At 51.1% G+C, this 14,112-nt stretch carries 16 protein-coding genes; all 16 read left to right on the top strand.

The window, feature by feature from the left end; translation table 11 throughout:
* The first annotated feature begins 33 nt into the window (after positions 1-33).
* The 16 genes from OQV00_RS14985 (at position 34) to OQV00_RS14910 (ending at position 14,056) form a co-directional block, all read left to right on the top strand.
* Positions 34-246 (top strand): hypothetical protein, encoded by a 213-nt coding sequence (locus OQV00_RS14985; protein ID WP_266278856.1) that lies wholly within the window; start codon positions 34-36, stop codon positions 244-246.
* A 2-nt stretch (positions 247-248) separates the two neighbouring features.
* The gene (locus OQV00_RS14980) at positions 249-659 is read left to right on the top strand and encodes a protein singed (protein WP_266278855.1); all 411 of its coding nucleotides are present in this window, start codon (positions 249-251) and stop codon (positions 657-659) included.
* Position 660: 1 nt separating this feature from the next.
* A complete protein-coding gene (locus OQV00_RS14975; RefSeq protein ID WP_266278854.1) occupies positions 661-894 on the top strand; it encodes a hypothetical protein in 234 nt (77 codons plus the stop codon).
* A complete protein-coding gene (locus tag OQV00_RS14970; RefSeq protein WP_266278853.1) occupies positions 881-1,264 on the top strand; it encodes a glutamate 5-kinase in 384 nt (127 codons plus the stop codon). Before OQV00_RS14975 ends, OQV00_RS14970 begins: the two co-directional genes overlap by 14 nt.
* Position 1,265: 1 nt before the next feature.
* Positions 1,266-1,817 carry a hypothetical protein gene (locus tag OQV00_RS14965; RefSeq protein ID WP_046852436.1) on the top strand — a complete coding sequence of 184 codons (552 nt, stop codon included), beginning with the start codon at positions 1,266-1,268 and terminating at the stop codon, positions 1,815-1,817.
* Positions 1,814-2,206, top strand: coding sequence for a phage tail terminator-like protein (locus OQV00_RS14960; RefSeq protein WP_099843069.1), 393 nt, complete (start codon positions 1,814-1,816; stop codon positions 2,204-2,206). Before OQV00_RS14965 ends, OQV00_RS14960 begins: the two co-directional genes overlap by 4 nt.
* 22 nt (positions 2,207-2,228) lie before the next feature.
* Complete coding sequence (locus OQV00_RS14955) at positions 2,229-3,401, top strand: phage tail tube protein (protein ID WP_260990813.1); 1,173 nt, start codon at positions 2,229-2,231, stop codon at positions 3,399-3,401.
* Positions 3,402-3,455: 54 nt separating this feature from the next.
* Positions 3,456-3,956, top strand: a complete 501-nt coding sequence (locus OQV00_RS14950; RefSeq protein WP_266278852.1) for a hypothetical protein — start codon at positions 3,456-3,458, stop codon at positions 3,954-3,956.
* A 383-nt stretch (positions 3,957-4,339) separates the two neighbouring features.
* Positions 4,340-5,023 (top strand): putative periplasmic lipoprotein, encoded by a 684-nt coding sequence (locus tag OQV00_RS14945; RefSeq protein ID WP_046852441.1) that lies wholly within the window; start codon positions 4,340-4,342, stop codon positions 5,021-5,023.
* Positions 5,024-5,068: 45 nt separating this feature from the next.
* Positions 5,069-5,500 carry a zinc ribbon domain-containing protein gene (locus OQV00_RS14940; RefSeq protein WP_266278851.1) on the top strand — a complete coding sequence of 144 codons (432 nt, stop codon included), beginning with the start codon at positions 5,069-5,071 and terminating at the stop codon, positions 5,498-5,500.
* A gap of 81 nt (positions 5,501-5,581) precedes the next feature.
* Positions 5,582-8,938: a phage tail length tape measure family protein gene (locus OQV00_RS14935; RefSeq protein ID WP_266278850.1), complete on the top strand. Its 3,357-nt coding sequence runs from the start codon at positions 5,582-5,584 to the stop codon at positions 8,936-8,938.
* 83 nt (positions 8,939-9,021) lie between these two features.
* The gene (locus OQV00_RS14930) at positions 9,022-9,357 is read left to right on the top strand and encodes a hypothetical protein (RefSeq protein ID WP_046852444.1); all 336 of its coding nucleotides are present in this window, start codon (positions 9,022-9,024) and stop codon (positions 9,355-9,357) included.
* A 313-nt stretch (positions 9,358-9,670) separates the two neighbouring features.
* Positions 9,671-10,144: a hypothetical protein gene (locus OQV00_RS14925; protein ID WP_266278849.1), complete on the top strand. Its 474-nt coding sequence runs from the start codon at positions 9,671-9,673 to the stop codon at positions 10,142-10,144.
* Positions 10,131-10,613, top strand: coding sequence for a DUF1833 family protein (locus OQV00_RS14920; protein WP_266278848.1), 483 nt, complete (start codon positions 10,131-10,133; stop codon positions 10,611-10,613). Before OQV00_RS14925 ends, OQV00_RS14920 begins: the two co-directional genes overlap by 14 nt.
* 9 nt (positions 10,614-10,622) lie before the next feature.
* A complete protein-coding gene (locus OQV00_RS14915; RefSeq protein WP_266278847.1) occupies positions 10,623-11,003 on the top strand; it encodes a nitrite transporter in 381 nt (126 codons plus the stop codon).
* Positions 11,000-14,056 carry a host specificity factor TipJ family phage tail protein gene (locus OQV00_RS14910; protein WP_266278846.1) on the top strand — a complete coding sequence of 1,019 codons (3,057 nt, stop codon included), beginning with the start codon at positions 11,000-11,002 and terminating at the stop codon, positions 14,054-14,056. The genes OQV00_RS14915 and OQV00_RS14910 overlap by 4 nt, the downstream gene beginning before the upstream one ends.
* Positions 14,057-14,112: the final 56 nt, after the last annotated feature.

Here is a 14,112-nt window from a genome sequence, read left to right as displayed (position 1 = left end):
GGGGCTTCGGCCCCTTTTTTTATTGGAGGGCTGATGGCCGGATTAACAAAAGAGCAGCGCGCCCAACGAGCTGCTGAGCAAACTTCGTCTACGCAGGCGGATGACAACGTACCCGTATCGACCACACCGCAGCTGGTGGCGATGGTTACCGATTTCCCGGCATTCCCGGGTGCGCCCAATACCGCCAACGTTCACCCTGATGAAGTGGAGAACTGGAAGGCGCACGGCTGGAAAGAAACGGAGTGAGCATGATTACGTTCATCACCGTAGACGTCGTCGATTCTATTCTGGGCGCCACCTGGACGGATGAAAGCAAAAAAGCCAAATCTGTGCTGATGGCTAACACCTGGATGAATGGACTCAACCTGAAACTGCCATGCGATAAGGCAACTCACGAAACCATCATTCCTGACGATGTTAAGCAGGCTGGCGCCTATGCAGCGCTAGCGGCCTCGAATGGTGGCCTTTATCAGCAGAAAACCGATTCTGGTGTGTTGCTGAGTAAGACGGTGGATGCCGATGATGTCAGCGTTTCGAAGACCTTCGCAGAACTAGCTACCAACAGCTCGGCATTGCTTGATTCTGATCTGCAGCTGGCGCTTGCAATGCTAAAGCCCTATGGCTTTAGTCAGTCTCAGGTGCGGGTGGTAAGGGGATGATATGCAAAATCCAGATGTACATTATGCCAGTGACGGGCTTGGTCCTCGCGATGTGTTTGTGAATGGAAACCCGATCAGCCATGTCGTTTACGCAAACCCGGCAAAGGGCGATGTTGAGTTTGTACCTCATCCACTCCGGGCTAAACGAAATGGTGATATCTACACCCGTCACCTTCACGGTACTGTGACCGTTAATTTTCGTCAGGGCGGCGGTGAAAACAATGGGCATTCGTGACGAGTTGCAAACCGAAGTTGCCGCGGCGTTCGATACCGACCTGCAGGATGCCGTAAAAGATTTCACCGGCAGTTACACCGTTCGTGGCGTATGGGATCCGGTCACGGAAACCGGCAGCGAAACGCTGGTGACCTATTCGGGGCGCGGAGTGCTGGCCCGTTACAAACTCCGCCGTATCGATGGCGTTAACATCCTGCATGGTGACCTGAAATTAACCGCCCTGGTTAACGAGGTGAATGATAAGCCAGCAGTCGGGCACTTTATCACTGCACCGGATCCGATTACTGGAACGCTCCAGCGCTACGAGGTTATAACGGCTGCCGCAGATTCTGCCGGAGCTGCGTACTCCATTCAACTGCGAAGGGCGTGATATGGCTAAAGGCTGGAATATTGACCCGGCAGCATTCGCGGGGCTGGTGGCCGAAGATGTCAAACTTCGCCAGAGAACGATCGCTATTCAGTTGCTGAACGAAATCGTGCAACGGTCTCCCGTTGGTAACCCTGAGCTCTGGGCTATCAATGCCACCGCTGTTCAGTACAACAAAGCGGTGGGTGATTGGAATGAGTCTCTCTATGCCGATCCTGCGAACCTGACGAAAACCGGACGGCTAAGGAAGAAAGTCCGAGTCAACGACAGCATGGATATCCGGCGCCCGGCGGAATACCGCGCAGGCACGTTCAGGGCTTCGCATTTCGTCAGCCTTGGTTCTCCGGATTACTCAGTGCCAACTGAGCCGGATCCGCGGGGCACGATGACATTTCTCAACGGCAAAAATATCATTGACCAGGCTCCGGCCTATTCGGTGTTGTATATCCAGTCAAACCTCCCATATTCCGTGCCGCTGGAGAATGGTCACTCAACGCAGGCGCCGACAGGCGTCTATGCCGTCTCGTTTAATGGTGTGATTCAGGCCTACAAATGACCCTTACAGAAATCAGAAACGCTGTCATTTCACGAATGACGGCGCAAACAGCTATTGCCTCCGATGCGGTGGACTATCCCAACGGGCCGATATTTGACCCGAGCGGCCGCGATATCTGGGCACGCTTCACCAATATTTCAGGGCAGGCGGGAGCCAACGAAATCGGGGCCGGGCCGGTAGTCCATCGAACCGGTGTACTCATCATTCAGCTATTTGTTCCGGTCGGTTCCGGCACGCTGCTGATATCTCAAACCGCAGACCAGCTTACGCAGCACTTCGAATTTCAGAATGACGGGCGACTGAGTTACTTCGCTGTATCAGCGGTCCCGGCGGGCGAGGCCGACGGCTGGTCCCAGATAAACCTTCAAATTCCCTATCGCGCTATGTAGCGCACAATAACAGGAGGCTCCTGTGAGTTCAGGCGCAAAAGTAGTTACCGCGTTTATTCGCGAAACCACCCCGGGTGTTACACCTACCGTTGGCGTTTGGGATCTGCTTCGGCGTGCGTCATTCGGCCTTGCTCCAACCCAGAACACCAACGACAACGACGAAATCGGCGGTGACCGAATGGCGCAAGGCGTGTCACGCGGAACTATTGATGTTGGCGGCGATGTTGGCACCAAATTCCGCTGGAACCAGCACGATGCTTTTCTGGCGAGCTGCTTTGGTGCTGAATGGCTGAACAATGTGCTCACAATGGGTAACAGTCGCATTACGTTCTCAGTAGCGTCCTACGCTGAAGATGTGGGCATTGCGCAGATTGCCCGCGGCTGTCAGGTCGCAACCCTGCAGATCGAAATCCCGAATGATGGCGATATCACGGCTACGGTCACGTTTGCTGGTCTGGACTGGGAAACGAAAGGCGACGATACCAGCTATTTCACCTCGCCAGTGGATGCCGCCGGGGCGCTGCGATACTCATTTAAGGAAGTTACGAATATCCGACTGAATGGCGTTGATGGCGGTACCGGGTTCTGCGTCGATACCTTCAACATCCAGTTTGACAACAATATGCAGACCCAGCGTTGTATCGGTACCGGTTCTGCGTTCGCCGGCGCAAACATTCCTACCACCTTCACACCATCCGGCCAGGTGACTCTGTCGTGGTCAAAAGCTGCGTGGGAGCTTTATAAGAAAACGTTCACTGGTGAAACGGTGCCGTTTAGCTTCACGCTGGAGAATGCTGAAGGCGCTTATACCTTCGACTTCCCGGAAGTGCAGATTTCCGGCGACTGGCCAGATGCTGGCAGCACTGACATTGTCCAGGTTCAACTCGATATCACGGCAGCCAATACGCCGCCTACGATTACGCGAGCGCCGAAAGTAGCTGCTACGGCCATCAGCGTAGCGCCACTCACATCATCTGGTGCGATTGGCTCAACTGTTAACCTGACCGCCACATTAACCCCAGCAGACTCCAGCGACACGGTTGAATGGACGTCTTCGGATCCGGCGATTGCCAGCGTGGCTTCAACCGGCCAGAAAACGGCGCAGGTCACGCGCAATGCTGCTGGTACCGCGACCATTACCGGCAAAGTGCGGACCTTTACCGCAACCTCTGCAATTACCGTCACTGCCCCTTAATTTCCCTGACCCGTCCCGCAGCACATCGCGGTTCGGGCTTTTTATGGAGCCTTTATGCTGATTATTTCCACCCAAATTGACCTGAACGGCGAACGCTGGTTTTTCCCTTTCAAGAAGCCAGAAGGCAGCAAGAAGAAATTTACCCCAGAAGAAGAATCGCTGTTCAAACTTCGCCTGCTGGTGGCCAGCAGTGAGAGTCCAGAATATCGCTCTCGCAATGCTTTGGTGCGCCGCCATATCGATAAGATGGATGCAGGCTACCAGGTAGGGACAACGGATTTTAACCTCGCCAGCGTGGGCGAAATCGACTCTGTTGATGACTTGTTGATCGATAATGTCGCCCGGTTTCTGCTGAAAGGTTGGGAAGGTGTGGGCCAGCTGGTGGATGGCGCTGAAGTCGCTATCGACTACACACCAGAAATTGGGATTGTCATGCTGAAGCAGCGCCCTGAACTGTACTGGCGGATACTGGCCGAGGCTGCAAATATTGCTCAGGGTAAAGAGCAGCAGACTCAGGAAACCGTAAAAAAGCCCTCGAAGCGCAGCAATGGCTGAAAGAGTTCGGCGGAGAACAGGGCGAAAAAGCAAAGTGGCGGCGGGAGAAGCTAAATCTCCCGCCAATCCCTGAGCCTGAAATCGACGCGGTCATTGGGGAAATCCTTAACGCTTACGCCATGATATCGCGCGGCAGGCAGTATGCCGGAATGGCTGGTGTGCCGCTTCCGTTGTCCCTGAGAGATATAGACCGCTATCTGGTTTCACGTTCCATTCTGATTGATCGTACCGAGTTTGACGCGGCGATACTTGCTCTCGATGATGCTTGGCGCAATGAGTGGGCGAGGGAGCAAAAGAGACGGGACAATACCAAATAGTCGTAGCATTGCCCTCTCGGAGTCATGTGTTAGGATGTTTCTGATTGCAATCAAGGGAAACATGGAATGAAAAAATTATTGATAGTGGCATTGGGGGCAATGCTTTTAACAGGGTGTACAACGCCGGCTCGTAACTATGTGCCTCAAACAAAGCAAATCAGTATTCCACCGCTAAATACAGTAACAACAACCTACGTTGGCGAGGATATGGTTAGGCAGGGAATTGATGCTAGCATTGATGCAATTCATTTCAATCAGGCTGTGGTTATAGGCTCAATCGGTGTTTATACGATCCCGGCAGGAGACTACGTTAAGATTGGAGAGGATTCAAAATCTGAATTTTTCTCCAACGTAGAAAGAACTTCAGGTGCCGTAGTTCCTAACCGCTTCATGGTTAACGACCCTACACAAAGCATACAGCTCATGAAGAACGGCGAAATTTGTATTGTCACTATTTATGGTGGAACTAAGTGTGATACAGGCAAGCCATTTACGAAAGTAAAATTCCAGACTGAGCAACAATCCTCCTTCCAGCAAACTCTTATCTACAATGGAAAAGTGGGAAACAAAATTAATATTGGCTATAGAGAGTTTCAAGGAGGGATGGCTCGAGCCGCTTTTTCTAATGAGGTAGAGTACGACCTTTCTGAGTCCAAAACTATACGTTATAAAGGGGCTGTACTGGATATTATGGATGCAAATAATCAGTCAATTACATTTAAGCTGACGAGAAATTTTAATACGAATTAATAACTCCAGCCCATCATTTGGGCTGTTTTTCTATGGGGTAGGGGTGTGAAGATACTTGGTTATATAGCCATCACAATCGGTGTGATCTTCGCTGTTTTTGCGCTGTTTATGGATGTAACAGTAGCTACAGGTGATGGATACAGAGTTAATAATCTTGGGTTAATGTCCTCAAGACAAAACTACATGATATTCGGAGGTTTTGTCGCCATTGCGGGTATCATTATTACTTTGGTGGGAGACAAATTCAAGCAATCCACAACCGTCGCAAAATGCCCTTATTGTGCCGAATTAATAAGTTCGGAGGCTGTGAAGTGCAAGCACTGTGGTAGCGATGTTATCCCTTCTAAGGTCAAAGACCAGAATGAAAACACTGCAGCGGATGATAGACTGGCTGGGGTTAATATAAAGTTTATTGCTGGGGCTGTGATTTTGGTTTTTGCAGTGATCATCGCCGCGATAGTATTTCACCGACAATGATTTAGACACTCGGCCAGTTTAAACTTCTACAAAGTTTTAACCTCGCTCCTGCGGGGTTTTTTATTGCCCGGAGAAAGGTAAATGACAGAACAAACATCCCGTCTCGCGATTATTCTCGACAGCTCCGGGGCAGAGAAGCAGGCCGATAGCCTAACAGTTGCTCTTGATAAAATGACCCAGTCTGGTGATAAGGCTGTAACCAGTATATTCAAAGTAACTAAAGCTACCGATGAAGAAAAAGAAGCACTCAATAAATTGCGAGCAGCCATAGATCCTGTCGGTGCGGCAATCAATATTGTTGGTCTTCGATTCAGTGAGCTAAAAAAATACTTCGATAAGGGGCTTATTGACGAGGAGGAATTCCGCTCATTGTCTAAGATGCTGAACGCCACTACCGAGGAATTAAGCGGCGTTGCTCAGGCTCAACGGGAAGCTAAAAAGGCAGGTGAATTAGCAGCCGCGCAGCAGGAAGTGCAGGCCCAGGCATTTCAGAGGATGCTGGATAAAATTGACCCACTGTCATCTGCGCTGCGCAATCTGGATCAGCAGCAAAGCGAACTGAATAAAGCCTTTGAGACAGGGAAAATTAACGCTTCGCAATATGATGTCTACAGCAAAAAACTGCAGGAGACTCGCCGGGAGGTAACTGGAACTGCTCAGGCAGAGCGTGAGGCAGCAAAGGCCCACGACGATCAGGTCGCCGCGCTGCGTCGGCTTGAGGCTCAGATTGACCCAGTAGGAGAAGCTTTTCGGCGCCTGAACGAACAACAGCGGCAGTTGGACAGCGCGAAAGCGACCGGGATGCTGTCACCGCTGGCGTACGAGCGCCTGAACAGCAAACTTGCAGAGTCCCGCGATGCATTGGAGAAAACCCAAACGCAACTGGGTAAAACCGGACAATCCGCAGCTCAAACTGCTAATGCCATGCGCATGATCCCCGCTCAGATGACGGATATCGTTGTTGGCCTGTCCACCGGGCAGTCACCGTTTATGGTACTCATGCAGCAGGGTGGCCAACTAAAGGACATGTTCGGCGGCATTGGACCGGCGATAAAGGGGGTTGGCGGCTACGTCACCGGCCTGATCAGCCCATTCACTTTAGCGGCCGCAGCGGTCGGTATTCTTGGTCTGGCATATTACAAAGGCTCCCAGGAACAGGATGAGTTTTATAAATCCCTCGTTTTAACTGGTAATCAGGTAGGCAAAACATCCGGTCAACTTGCCGATGTAGCTGCTCGCGCTGCTATTGCTGCTGACTCAAACACTGGCAAAGCCGCATCAACACTCAATCAGTTGGTGTTATCCGGTAAGGTTGCGGGAGACTCTCTCGAACGTGTTACTACTGCCATTGTTAAGACCAGCGACGCAACTGGTATCGCCACTGAAAAGCTGGTAGGCGACTTCAACGAGATTGCCACTGATCCGGTTGCGGCCATTATCAAACTTAATGACCAGTACCATTTCCTGACGCTCGCAACCTACAACCAGATTAAAGCCCTGCAGGACGAAGGGAATCAGCAGGAGGCCGCACGTGTCGCGACTGATGCATACGCCAACACCATGCAGCAACGCGCAAGTGACATTCATGAAAACTTAGGTCTTCTTGAAAGCGCGTGGGACTCTCTGGGTAAAACCGCGAAAGGCGCTTGGGATGCCATGCTTAATGTCGGGCGTGAGCAAACCCTCGCCGATAAGTTAGCCACCTTAAACGAAAATATCGCGGAAGCGCAGAAAGGACAGGCTGAAGGTGGGTTCTGGAATGGATTTAATGCTCGATTTAGCAACCTTCCTGAAATGCTTAAGCAAAGGGACGCCATTCAGTCGCAAATCACAGCTGAAGATACACTAAATGGAATATTGTCAGACCACGACAAAGCAGAACAAAAACGCATTAAAACTCAGCAGGAGGCGGATCGCGCCAACCAGCAATACCTCAGCAACGCAGAGTTGCGCATAAAGAAGATCCAGCAGCAAAATGAATTCCTGAAGTCGGGGGCTATCACGGCGGACCAATACGCTAAAAACGTTTCCCGCATTAACGAGATATATAAGGATCCAAAGGCACCAAAAAAGCCAAAGGGTAAAGCCTATACCGAGGATGCAGCAACCCGGCTGCTCGACCAGATAAATCAGCAGACCGCCGCTATGCAATCCCAACTGGATGCCAGCGACAAGCTGAACAGTGCAACTGAGGCGCGGGTTAAGTTCGAACAGCAGATCGCTGACCTCAAGTCTAAAACACAGCTCACAGCTGACCAGAAGTCACTCCTTTCACGTTCTGATGAAATCCTGCAGGCGTATAAGCAGCAGGAGGCACTACAAAACTCCGTAAAAACCCTGGACGATTATCGGAAGATGCAGGAGCAGGTTAAGTCGAAGGATGAGCAAACAAATGATCTGCTACTGACTCGTCTTGAACTTCTGAAAAAAGCGAAAGCTACGGGACAGCTTAAGCCTGGCGAATTTGAAAAGACTCGCACAAACATCTACCAAAATACTGACATGCAATTACCTTCTACGGTCCGAAGTGTTGTGGGTAATCTGACCCCGACTGGCGGCAGGTTGTCGGGAACTTTTGATGGGATGCAGGGGCAGATTAATGAATATGACCGGGCTCAACAGGATCTGCAGCGGTGGTTAACGGCGCAGGAGGAGGGATATGCAAGGGCGGGTGAAATAACCGCTGAAGGCGAAGCCAGAATGACGGAAATTCGCCAGCGTGCTGCGGATGCAAACCAGGTTATTGAGGCCCAGAAAAACACAATCATCTCTGCGGCAACGCAGTCTTTGTTTGATAGTACGGCTGAGATAATGCGCGTCGGGTTTGGTGAACAGTCTGCCATGTACAAAGTGGCGTTTGCTGCGAGCAAAGCATTTGCGATTGCCGATTCTATGGTGAAAATCCAGCAGGCGATAGCAAGCGGCGCAGTTAGCGCGCCATACCCGGCCAACATTATCGCTATGGCATCTATTGCCGCACAGACAGCCAGTATCGTCTCAAACATCCAGTCAATCGGAGCCGTTGGCTTCGCTTCCGGTGGTTATACCGGTCCCGGCGGTAAATATCAGCCAGCCGGCATAGTCCACAAAGGCGAGTATGTCTTTGACCAGGCGTCAACGAACCGGATCGGCGTGTCTCAGCTTGAGGCACTTCGAAATGGCCAACCGCTTGATGCAACTCTGGGGCGCACAGGGTTTGGTACGGGTGTTCAGAACGTTAACAGCGATAACCGTAGGCAAACAACTGTACACGCGCCGATTAATCAGGAGTTTCATCTCCAGGGTATTACTCCGGAGCAGTTGAGCGCTACAATCAATCAGAATAATCGACAGCTTTCCAGGCAGTTAAAAGGTGAACTCACAAAGGAGGTTACCATGCCACAAGGGGCTTTTGGCAACGCTCTAAAAGGAAACTATACACGACACGGTCCTAGGTAAGCTAAACTGCATTAGCTGAGACTTGATTAGGTAGGTAAGTCTAACAATCTGAGTAGGTGCAAGAAAACACAAGGATCTTATTAATGGAAGCGTTGTTAACATTTACATTTAAAGACTTCATAGCTTTTATGATTCCTCTTTTTATTGGCGGACTTATCTTCAATAGAAGACGTAAACGTAAGGAGGTCCGAGTGAAGTTTTCATTTCTTTGGCTTGTTTTGATAATCGGTGGAATTCTTGAAATATGCGATGACATCTACACGACTTATTCCTATAGGCATAATCACTTATATAATAATGATACGCTTACAACCGTGTTTAACTATGATTTTGCAAAAATTGTTTTTTGTGGGGTTTTGATTTTTGTTTCTATTGTGCTTCTTCTTCAGGAGTTACTTTTAAACAAACAGTCACATTGACGTATATTGCCTGCCGGCACATCGCCCTTTTTTATTTTGATGTGGTCCTGTGCCGAAACAATGTTAGCTCACATTAAAGACAATGACATCAATAGATTGATAATGCTGCATTTTTGATTTTTTTTTAACTCTTGAGATGAGTTGATAAATATATCGCCTTGTGTGTTTGTGTCGATTTAATAAGTTTTTTATCTTCGTTAATATGAACCAAAAATCTGAGCGTTCTTGGATTCCATCGTGCTTTATTCTGAAATGAATAACCTCCTGAGGCTAATGGTGAAATTTTATTCAAGGTACTTTACCGGGAGACTGTATGACTGATATCTACTACCCACATGACAGCCTCCCTATGCCATTACAGGAAGGGTACGGATTCCAGCCGGTTAGCCCCCTGAAGCGTACAGAAAAGATTACCGGTCGCGCGCGGCAGCGTCGGGCGTATACATCAACCCCAACTCAGGCGACCGTTGCCTGGTTTATGGAGACTGACGCTCAGGGTCTGGCGTTTGAATCATGGTTCCGGGATGCTCTTTCCGATGGTGCGGCCTGGTTCATGATGAAGTTACAGACCCCCGCAGGCGTAAAGTTCTACAAATGCCGCTTTACGGATATCTATCAAGGGCCGGTGCTGGTGGCACCAATCTACTGGCGTTATTCCGCCACGCTGGAACTGTGGGAACGACCGCTTATGCCTGCGCCTTGGGGAAATTACCCTGAGTGGATTGTAGGTAGTTCATTGCTTGATATTGCGCTTAATAAGGAGTGGCCGAAGCATGAGGATTCTTGATCGGCTTTATGCCAACAACGGTTCGGAAGTCATCATTGGAACTCTGCAAATTAATATTGGCTCTACAGTCTACTTTTTCTGTGAAGGCTATGAGGATGTTACGGCAATAGTTGAAAATGGTGATGTCATCACCTTTTCTGCTGCAGCAATTGATATTGCCCTGCCTGCCAGAAATAGCGACGGCACCCAGGATTTGCAGTTCGCTATAAGCAATATCGATGGCGAAGTGAGTACGTCTATACGTAACGCGCTCAGCAATCTGGATAACGCCTCGCTGACATATCGCCAGTACATTTCAACGGACCTGAGTGCGCCAGCGACGGTTCCCTACACCCTTGCGATTAAATCGGGTTCATGGACGGCAATACAGGCGCAAATCACCGCGGGTTACATAAATGTACTCGACACTGCCTGGCCACGCTTCCGCTACACCCTTAATGAATTCCCCGGTCTACGTTACATGAATTGAGGTTCCTCAATGTTCAATCCTGATAAATACCGTTCAGTCACCTGGCTGAAGGGGGGACGCGCTTACCCTGAACTTGACTGTTTTGGCATCGTGAATGAAATACGGCGGGATCTGGGGCTTTCTGAATGGCCAGACTTCGCCGGCGTCACAAAAGACGACGGGGGGCTCGACCGCGAGGCAAGAAAACTGATGCTTCACCTCGAACACTGCGAACCTTGCGAAGGTGCAGGGGTGGCTTGTTATTCAGGCTCCATCGTGACCCACGTAGGAGTGGTGGTGATGCTAGACAATCAGCTGCAGGTCGCGGAATGCAATCCCGGTTCAAACGTAACGTTTATGCCCGTATGGCGGTTTAAGCGTCGGTTTATCAAGGTGGAGTTCTGGCGATGACGATCCGTATTTTCCCTTCCCGGCTGCCGGGTGAGCCGCTGGAGAAACACGAACATGGCACGCTGACTTTGCACGACTGGATGTTGAAAAACGTTGCTGAATACTCGAAAGCAACCAAACACCCGATCGCCGTTGAATTAAATGGTAAACCCCTGCCTCCGAATGAGTGGCCCTTGTGCCTTTTAAAGCCAGAAAGCGACGTTAAAATGTTTCCCGTTCCCTACGGTACTGGACTTGAAATAGCCGCCTGGGCAGCTGTTGCGGTTGCGGTTGCTTCTGCTGCCTACTCCATTTACATGATGTCCACGATGGATAAGGGTGGCGGTTATTCATCGACAAATGGCCTCGGACTCGATTTAAACCCTGCAAAGGCAAACACCGCCAAACTCGGCGATCCCATCCGCGAGCTGTTTGGCCGCTATCGCATTTACCCTGATTACGTGGTGCAGCCAGTTACGCGGTTTGACCCAAACGACCCGACCAGAATGATCGTTGAAATGCTGATTTGCCTGGGGGTTGGGGATATCGCGTTTACCAACGGCGATATCCGCGTTGGGTCAAGCCCCGCAACCTCTCTTGGCACCAAATTTTCCTATAACGTTTTCCCGCCGGGTGCGGATGTTTCCGGTGATCATCGCAGTGAAAACTGGTTTAACTCTACCGAAGTTGGCGGCACGTCCAGCGGTAGCGGGCTTGATATGGCCCAGACGTCGCCTGATTCCACGGATATCACCGCGGACAGCATGACAGTTTCTGGAGCATCGGTAACGTTTTCTGGTCTTCATGACGACAACAATGACGATGAAGAGGATGCATTACCCGAATCCTGGGTGGAAGGCGCGCTGGTGACGATAATCGCCCCGGCCAACTTTGCTGTTTCTACCTCATCAGGGTTTAGTGTGCTGGCGAGCGACACCCTCATGGAGCTCAACCCATCAACTGGAATGCCGGTAACCCTGGAAATCAACGGATCGGAATATGACCTGTTCATAGCCACTTACACTCCGGGTCAGGCCGCTGTGCCGGGCGTGGGTGGAACTGCCGCAGTGTTGCGCGGGAATGCAGCGCCGACGACCTACGATTTCTCAGTAACAGGCCAGACGTTTACCCTGGCCTGGCAGGGGGCCACATACACGATCTCGCTCGTGGCAAACTACGGCACTATGTCCGGGTTGCTGTCAGCGATTAACGAAGGGATCACTGGTTCCGGCCTCATCGCTCATGATGATGGCGGGGTGGTGCGCATTGTTGAGATATCGAGTCCATGGCGCGGTGGTTCTATCACAACATCATCGCTTCCGGTTTCCGTTTTTGGTGATATGCCGGAATTTACCGCTGGCACGGCATCCAGTGGCGGTACGCCGGCGAGTACAGCAAATGTCACCCTGGCCTATGGTAGCGCCGCCGGGGCTGCTTTCTCAGGTATCCCTGAAGGGACGCAACGGCTGGCGCTGTCACATCGCGGTAACGAATACCGCATTGCAGAAGCCGACGGCACGACGGCAACTGTTCAGCGGATAATTGATGGCACCGTTGATGCATACTGGCCCGGTTTTTCACCGCGCACGATGATCGACTATGCGGCTACCGGCATCAATGACAATAACACCTGGATGGGGCCGTTCCTTGTCTGCCCGGAAAATGAAGTGGTGGACGCTTTCGAGGTGAATTTCTCGTTTCCGTCTGGCATTTGTGGGTTCGACAGCAAAGGGAAAAAACGGATCCGTCATTGCGAGTGGGAAATTCAGTACCGTGTATATGGGTCAGGCTCCGGCTGGACGAGTAAACAGGGGGTCTATGCCCTGCAGAACGTCAATGGTCTGGGTTTTACTGAGCGGTTTAATCTTGACGTGCCGGGCCTGGTAGAAGTCCGCTGCCGCCGGCGTAACGAGCAGGGTTCGAACAACGCCAGGGATTCGATGTTCTGGCATGCTCTCCGGGGTCGGTTGCTGGCGCGGCCGTTATCCTATGCTGGTGTGACGCTTATGGCGGCCACGGTTGAAACCGGCGGCGTGCTGGCAGCACAATCAGACCGGCGCGTTAACGTGGTTGGTACGCGTATTTATGAGACCGGTGCAGCGCGGAGCATCTCAGGTGCTCTTTATCACGTAGGGCGCTCTCTGGGGCTGGCAATGGATGCCGAGGCGATTGATGTGCTGGAATCCACCTACTGGACGCCAGGTAGCGAGTATTTTGACTACGCCACTGGCGACAGTATTTCATCACTCGAAATGCTGCAAAAAATCGCCAATGCGGGGAAATCGTATTTCCTGCTGAGTGACGGGCTGGCATCGGTTGGCCGGGAAGGGGTCAAAAACTGGTCCGGTATTATCAGCCCTCATGAAATGACAGAGGAGCTGCAAACCACGTTTTCTGCGCCGTCGGCTGATGATTACGATGGCGTCGATGTGACGTATATCAATGCCACGACGTGGGCGGAGGAAACGGTGCAATGCCGGACGCCGAACAACCCAACGCCGAGGAAAGTTGAGAAATATACGCTTGATGGCGTTCTGGATCCAAACCGTGCATATCGAATTGGCATGCGGCGACTGATGAAATATCTGCATCAGCGGCTTGGGCACTCGACCAGTACAGAGCTTGAAGCACTCGTTTATCAGTTCGGCGATCGCATCCTGCTCACCGATGATATTCCGGGTAATAACACAGTGAGCACTCTTGTCGTCGATATGTCCACCGGTGGCGGACAGACAACGTTTTTGGTGACAGAGCCGCTCGACTGGTCGTTTGAAAATCCACGGGCGCTTTTACGTTATCAGGACGGGTCCGCATCAGGGCTGCTGGTGGCCACGCGGGTAGGAGATTATGAACTTACGGTACCGTGGCAGCCAGCCTTTGACGATATCCTGCTTGACGATCCGTGCATCGAACCACCGCGGCTCATTTTCTGCAGCTCCACACGCAGTTATTACGATGCCATTTTTGACGAAATAGGATCGCCGTCAGACGGTACCTGCTCGTTAACTGCCCGGCAATATTCCGAGATTTTCTATCAGTACGACGACGCTATCTATCCCGGCAACGTCGCTTAAAACCCCTTTAAATCCCCGATTAACTTTTTTCGCTTAAACCCTCGTTTAGGCGAAGT

This window comes from Klebsiella sp. DY2415 (assembly GCF_026314315.1).
GTDB classification, from domain to species: Bacteria; Pseudomonadota; Gammaproteobacteria; order Enterobacterales; family Enterobacteriaceae; genus Klebsiella; species Klebsiella ornithinolytica.
Note: the sequence above shows the minus strand (reverse complement) of the source record. Positions and strands in the feature narration are given on the sequence as shown.

Bases quoted from the DNA above. Each gene is read 5' to 3' on its own strand.
- OQV00_RS14945 (WP_046852441.1), top strand. From the start codon at position 4,340: ATGAAAAAATTATTGATAGTGGCATTGGGGGCAATGCTTTTAACAGGG.
- OQV00_RS14960 (WP_099843069.1), top strand. From the start codon at position 1,814: ATGACCCTTACAGAAATCAGAAACGCTGTCATTTCACGAATGACGGCG.
- OQV00_RS14915 (WP_266278847.1), top strand. From the start codon at position 10,623: ATGTTCAATCCTGATAAATACCGTTCAGTCACCTGGCTGAAGGGGGGA.
- OQV00_RS14910 (WP_266278846.1), top strand. From the start codon at position 11,000: ATGACGATCCGTATTTTCCCTTCCCGGCTGCCGGGTGAGCCGCTGGAG.
- OQV00_RS14930 (WP_046852444.1), top strand. From the start codon at position 9,022: ATGGAAGCGTTGTTAACATTTACATTTAAAGACTTCATAGCTTTTATG.
- OQV00_RS14965 (WP_046852436.1), top strand. From the start codon at position 1,266: ATGGCTAAAGGCTGGAATATTGACCCGGCAGCATTCGCGGGGCTGGTG.
- OQV00_RS14920 (WP_266278848.1), top strand. From the start codon at position 10,131: ATGAGGATTCTTGATCGGCTTTATGCCAACAACGGTTCGGAAGTCATC.
- OQV00_RS14925 (WP_266278849.1), top strand. From the start codon at position 9,671: ATGACTGATATCTACTACCCACATGACAGCCTCCCTATGCCATTACAG.
- OQV00_RS14935 (WP_266278850.1), top strand. From the start codon at position 5,582: ATGACAGAACAAACATCCCGTCTCGCGATTATTCTCGACAGCTCCGGG.
- OQV00_RS14970 (WP_266278853.1), top strand. From the start codon at position 881: ATGGGCATTCGTGACGAGTTGCAAACCGAAGTTGCCGCGGCGTTCGAT.
- OQV00_RS14980 (WP_266278855.1), top strand. From the start codon at position 249: ATGATTACGTTCATCACCGTAGACGTCGTCGATTCTATTCTGGGCGCC.
- OQV00_RS14985 (WP_266278856.1), top strand. From the start codon at position 34: ATGGCCGGATTAACAAAAGAGCAGCGCGCCCAACGAGCTGCTGAGCAA.
- OQV00_RS14975 (WP_266278854.1), top strand. From the start codon at position 661: ATGCAAAATCCAGATGTACATTATGCCAGTGACGGGCTTGGTCCTCGC.
- OQV00_RS14950 (WP_266278852.1), top strand. From the start codon at position 3,456: ATGCTGATTATTTCCACCCAAATTGACCTGAACGGCGAACGCTGGTTT.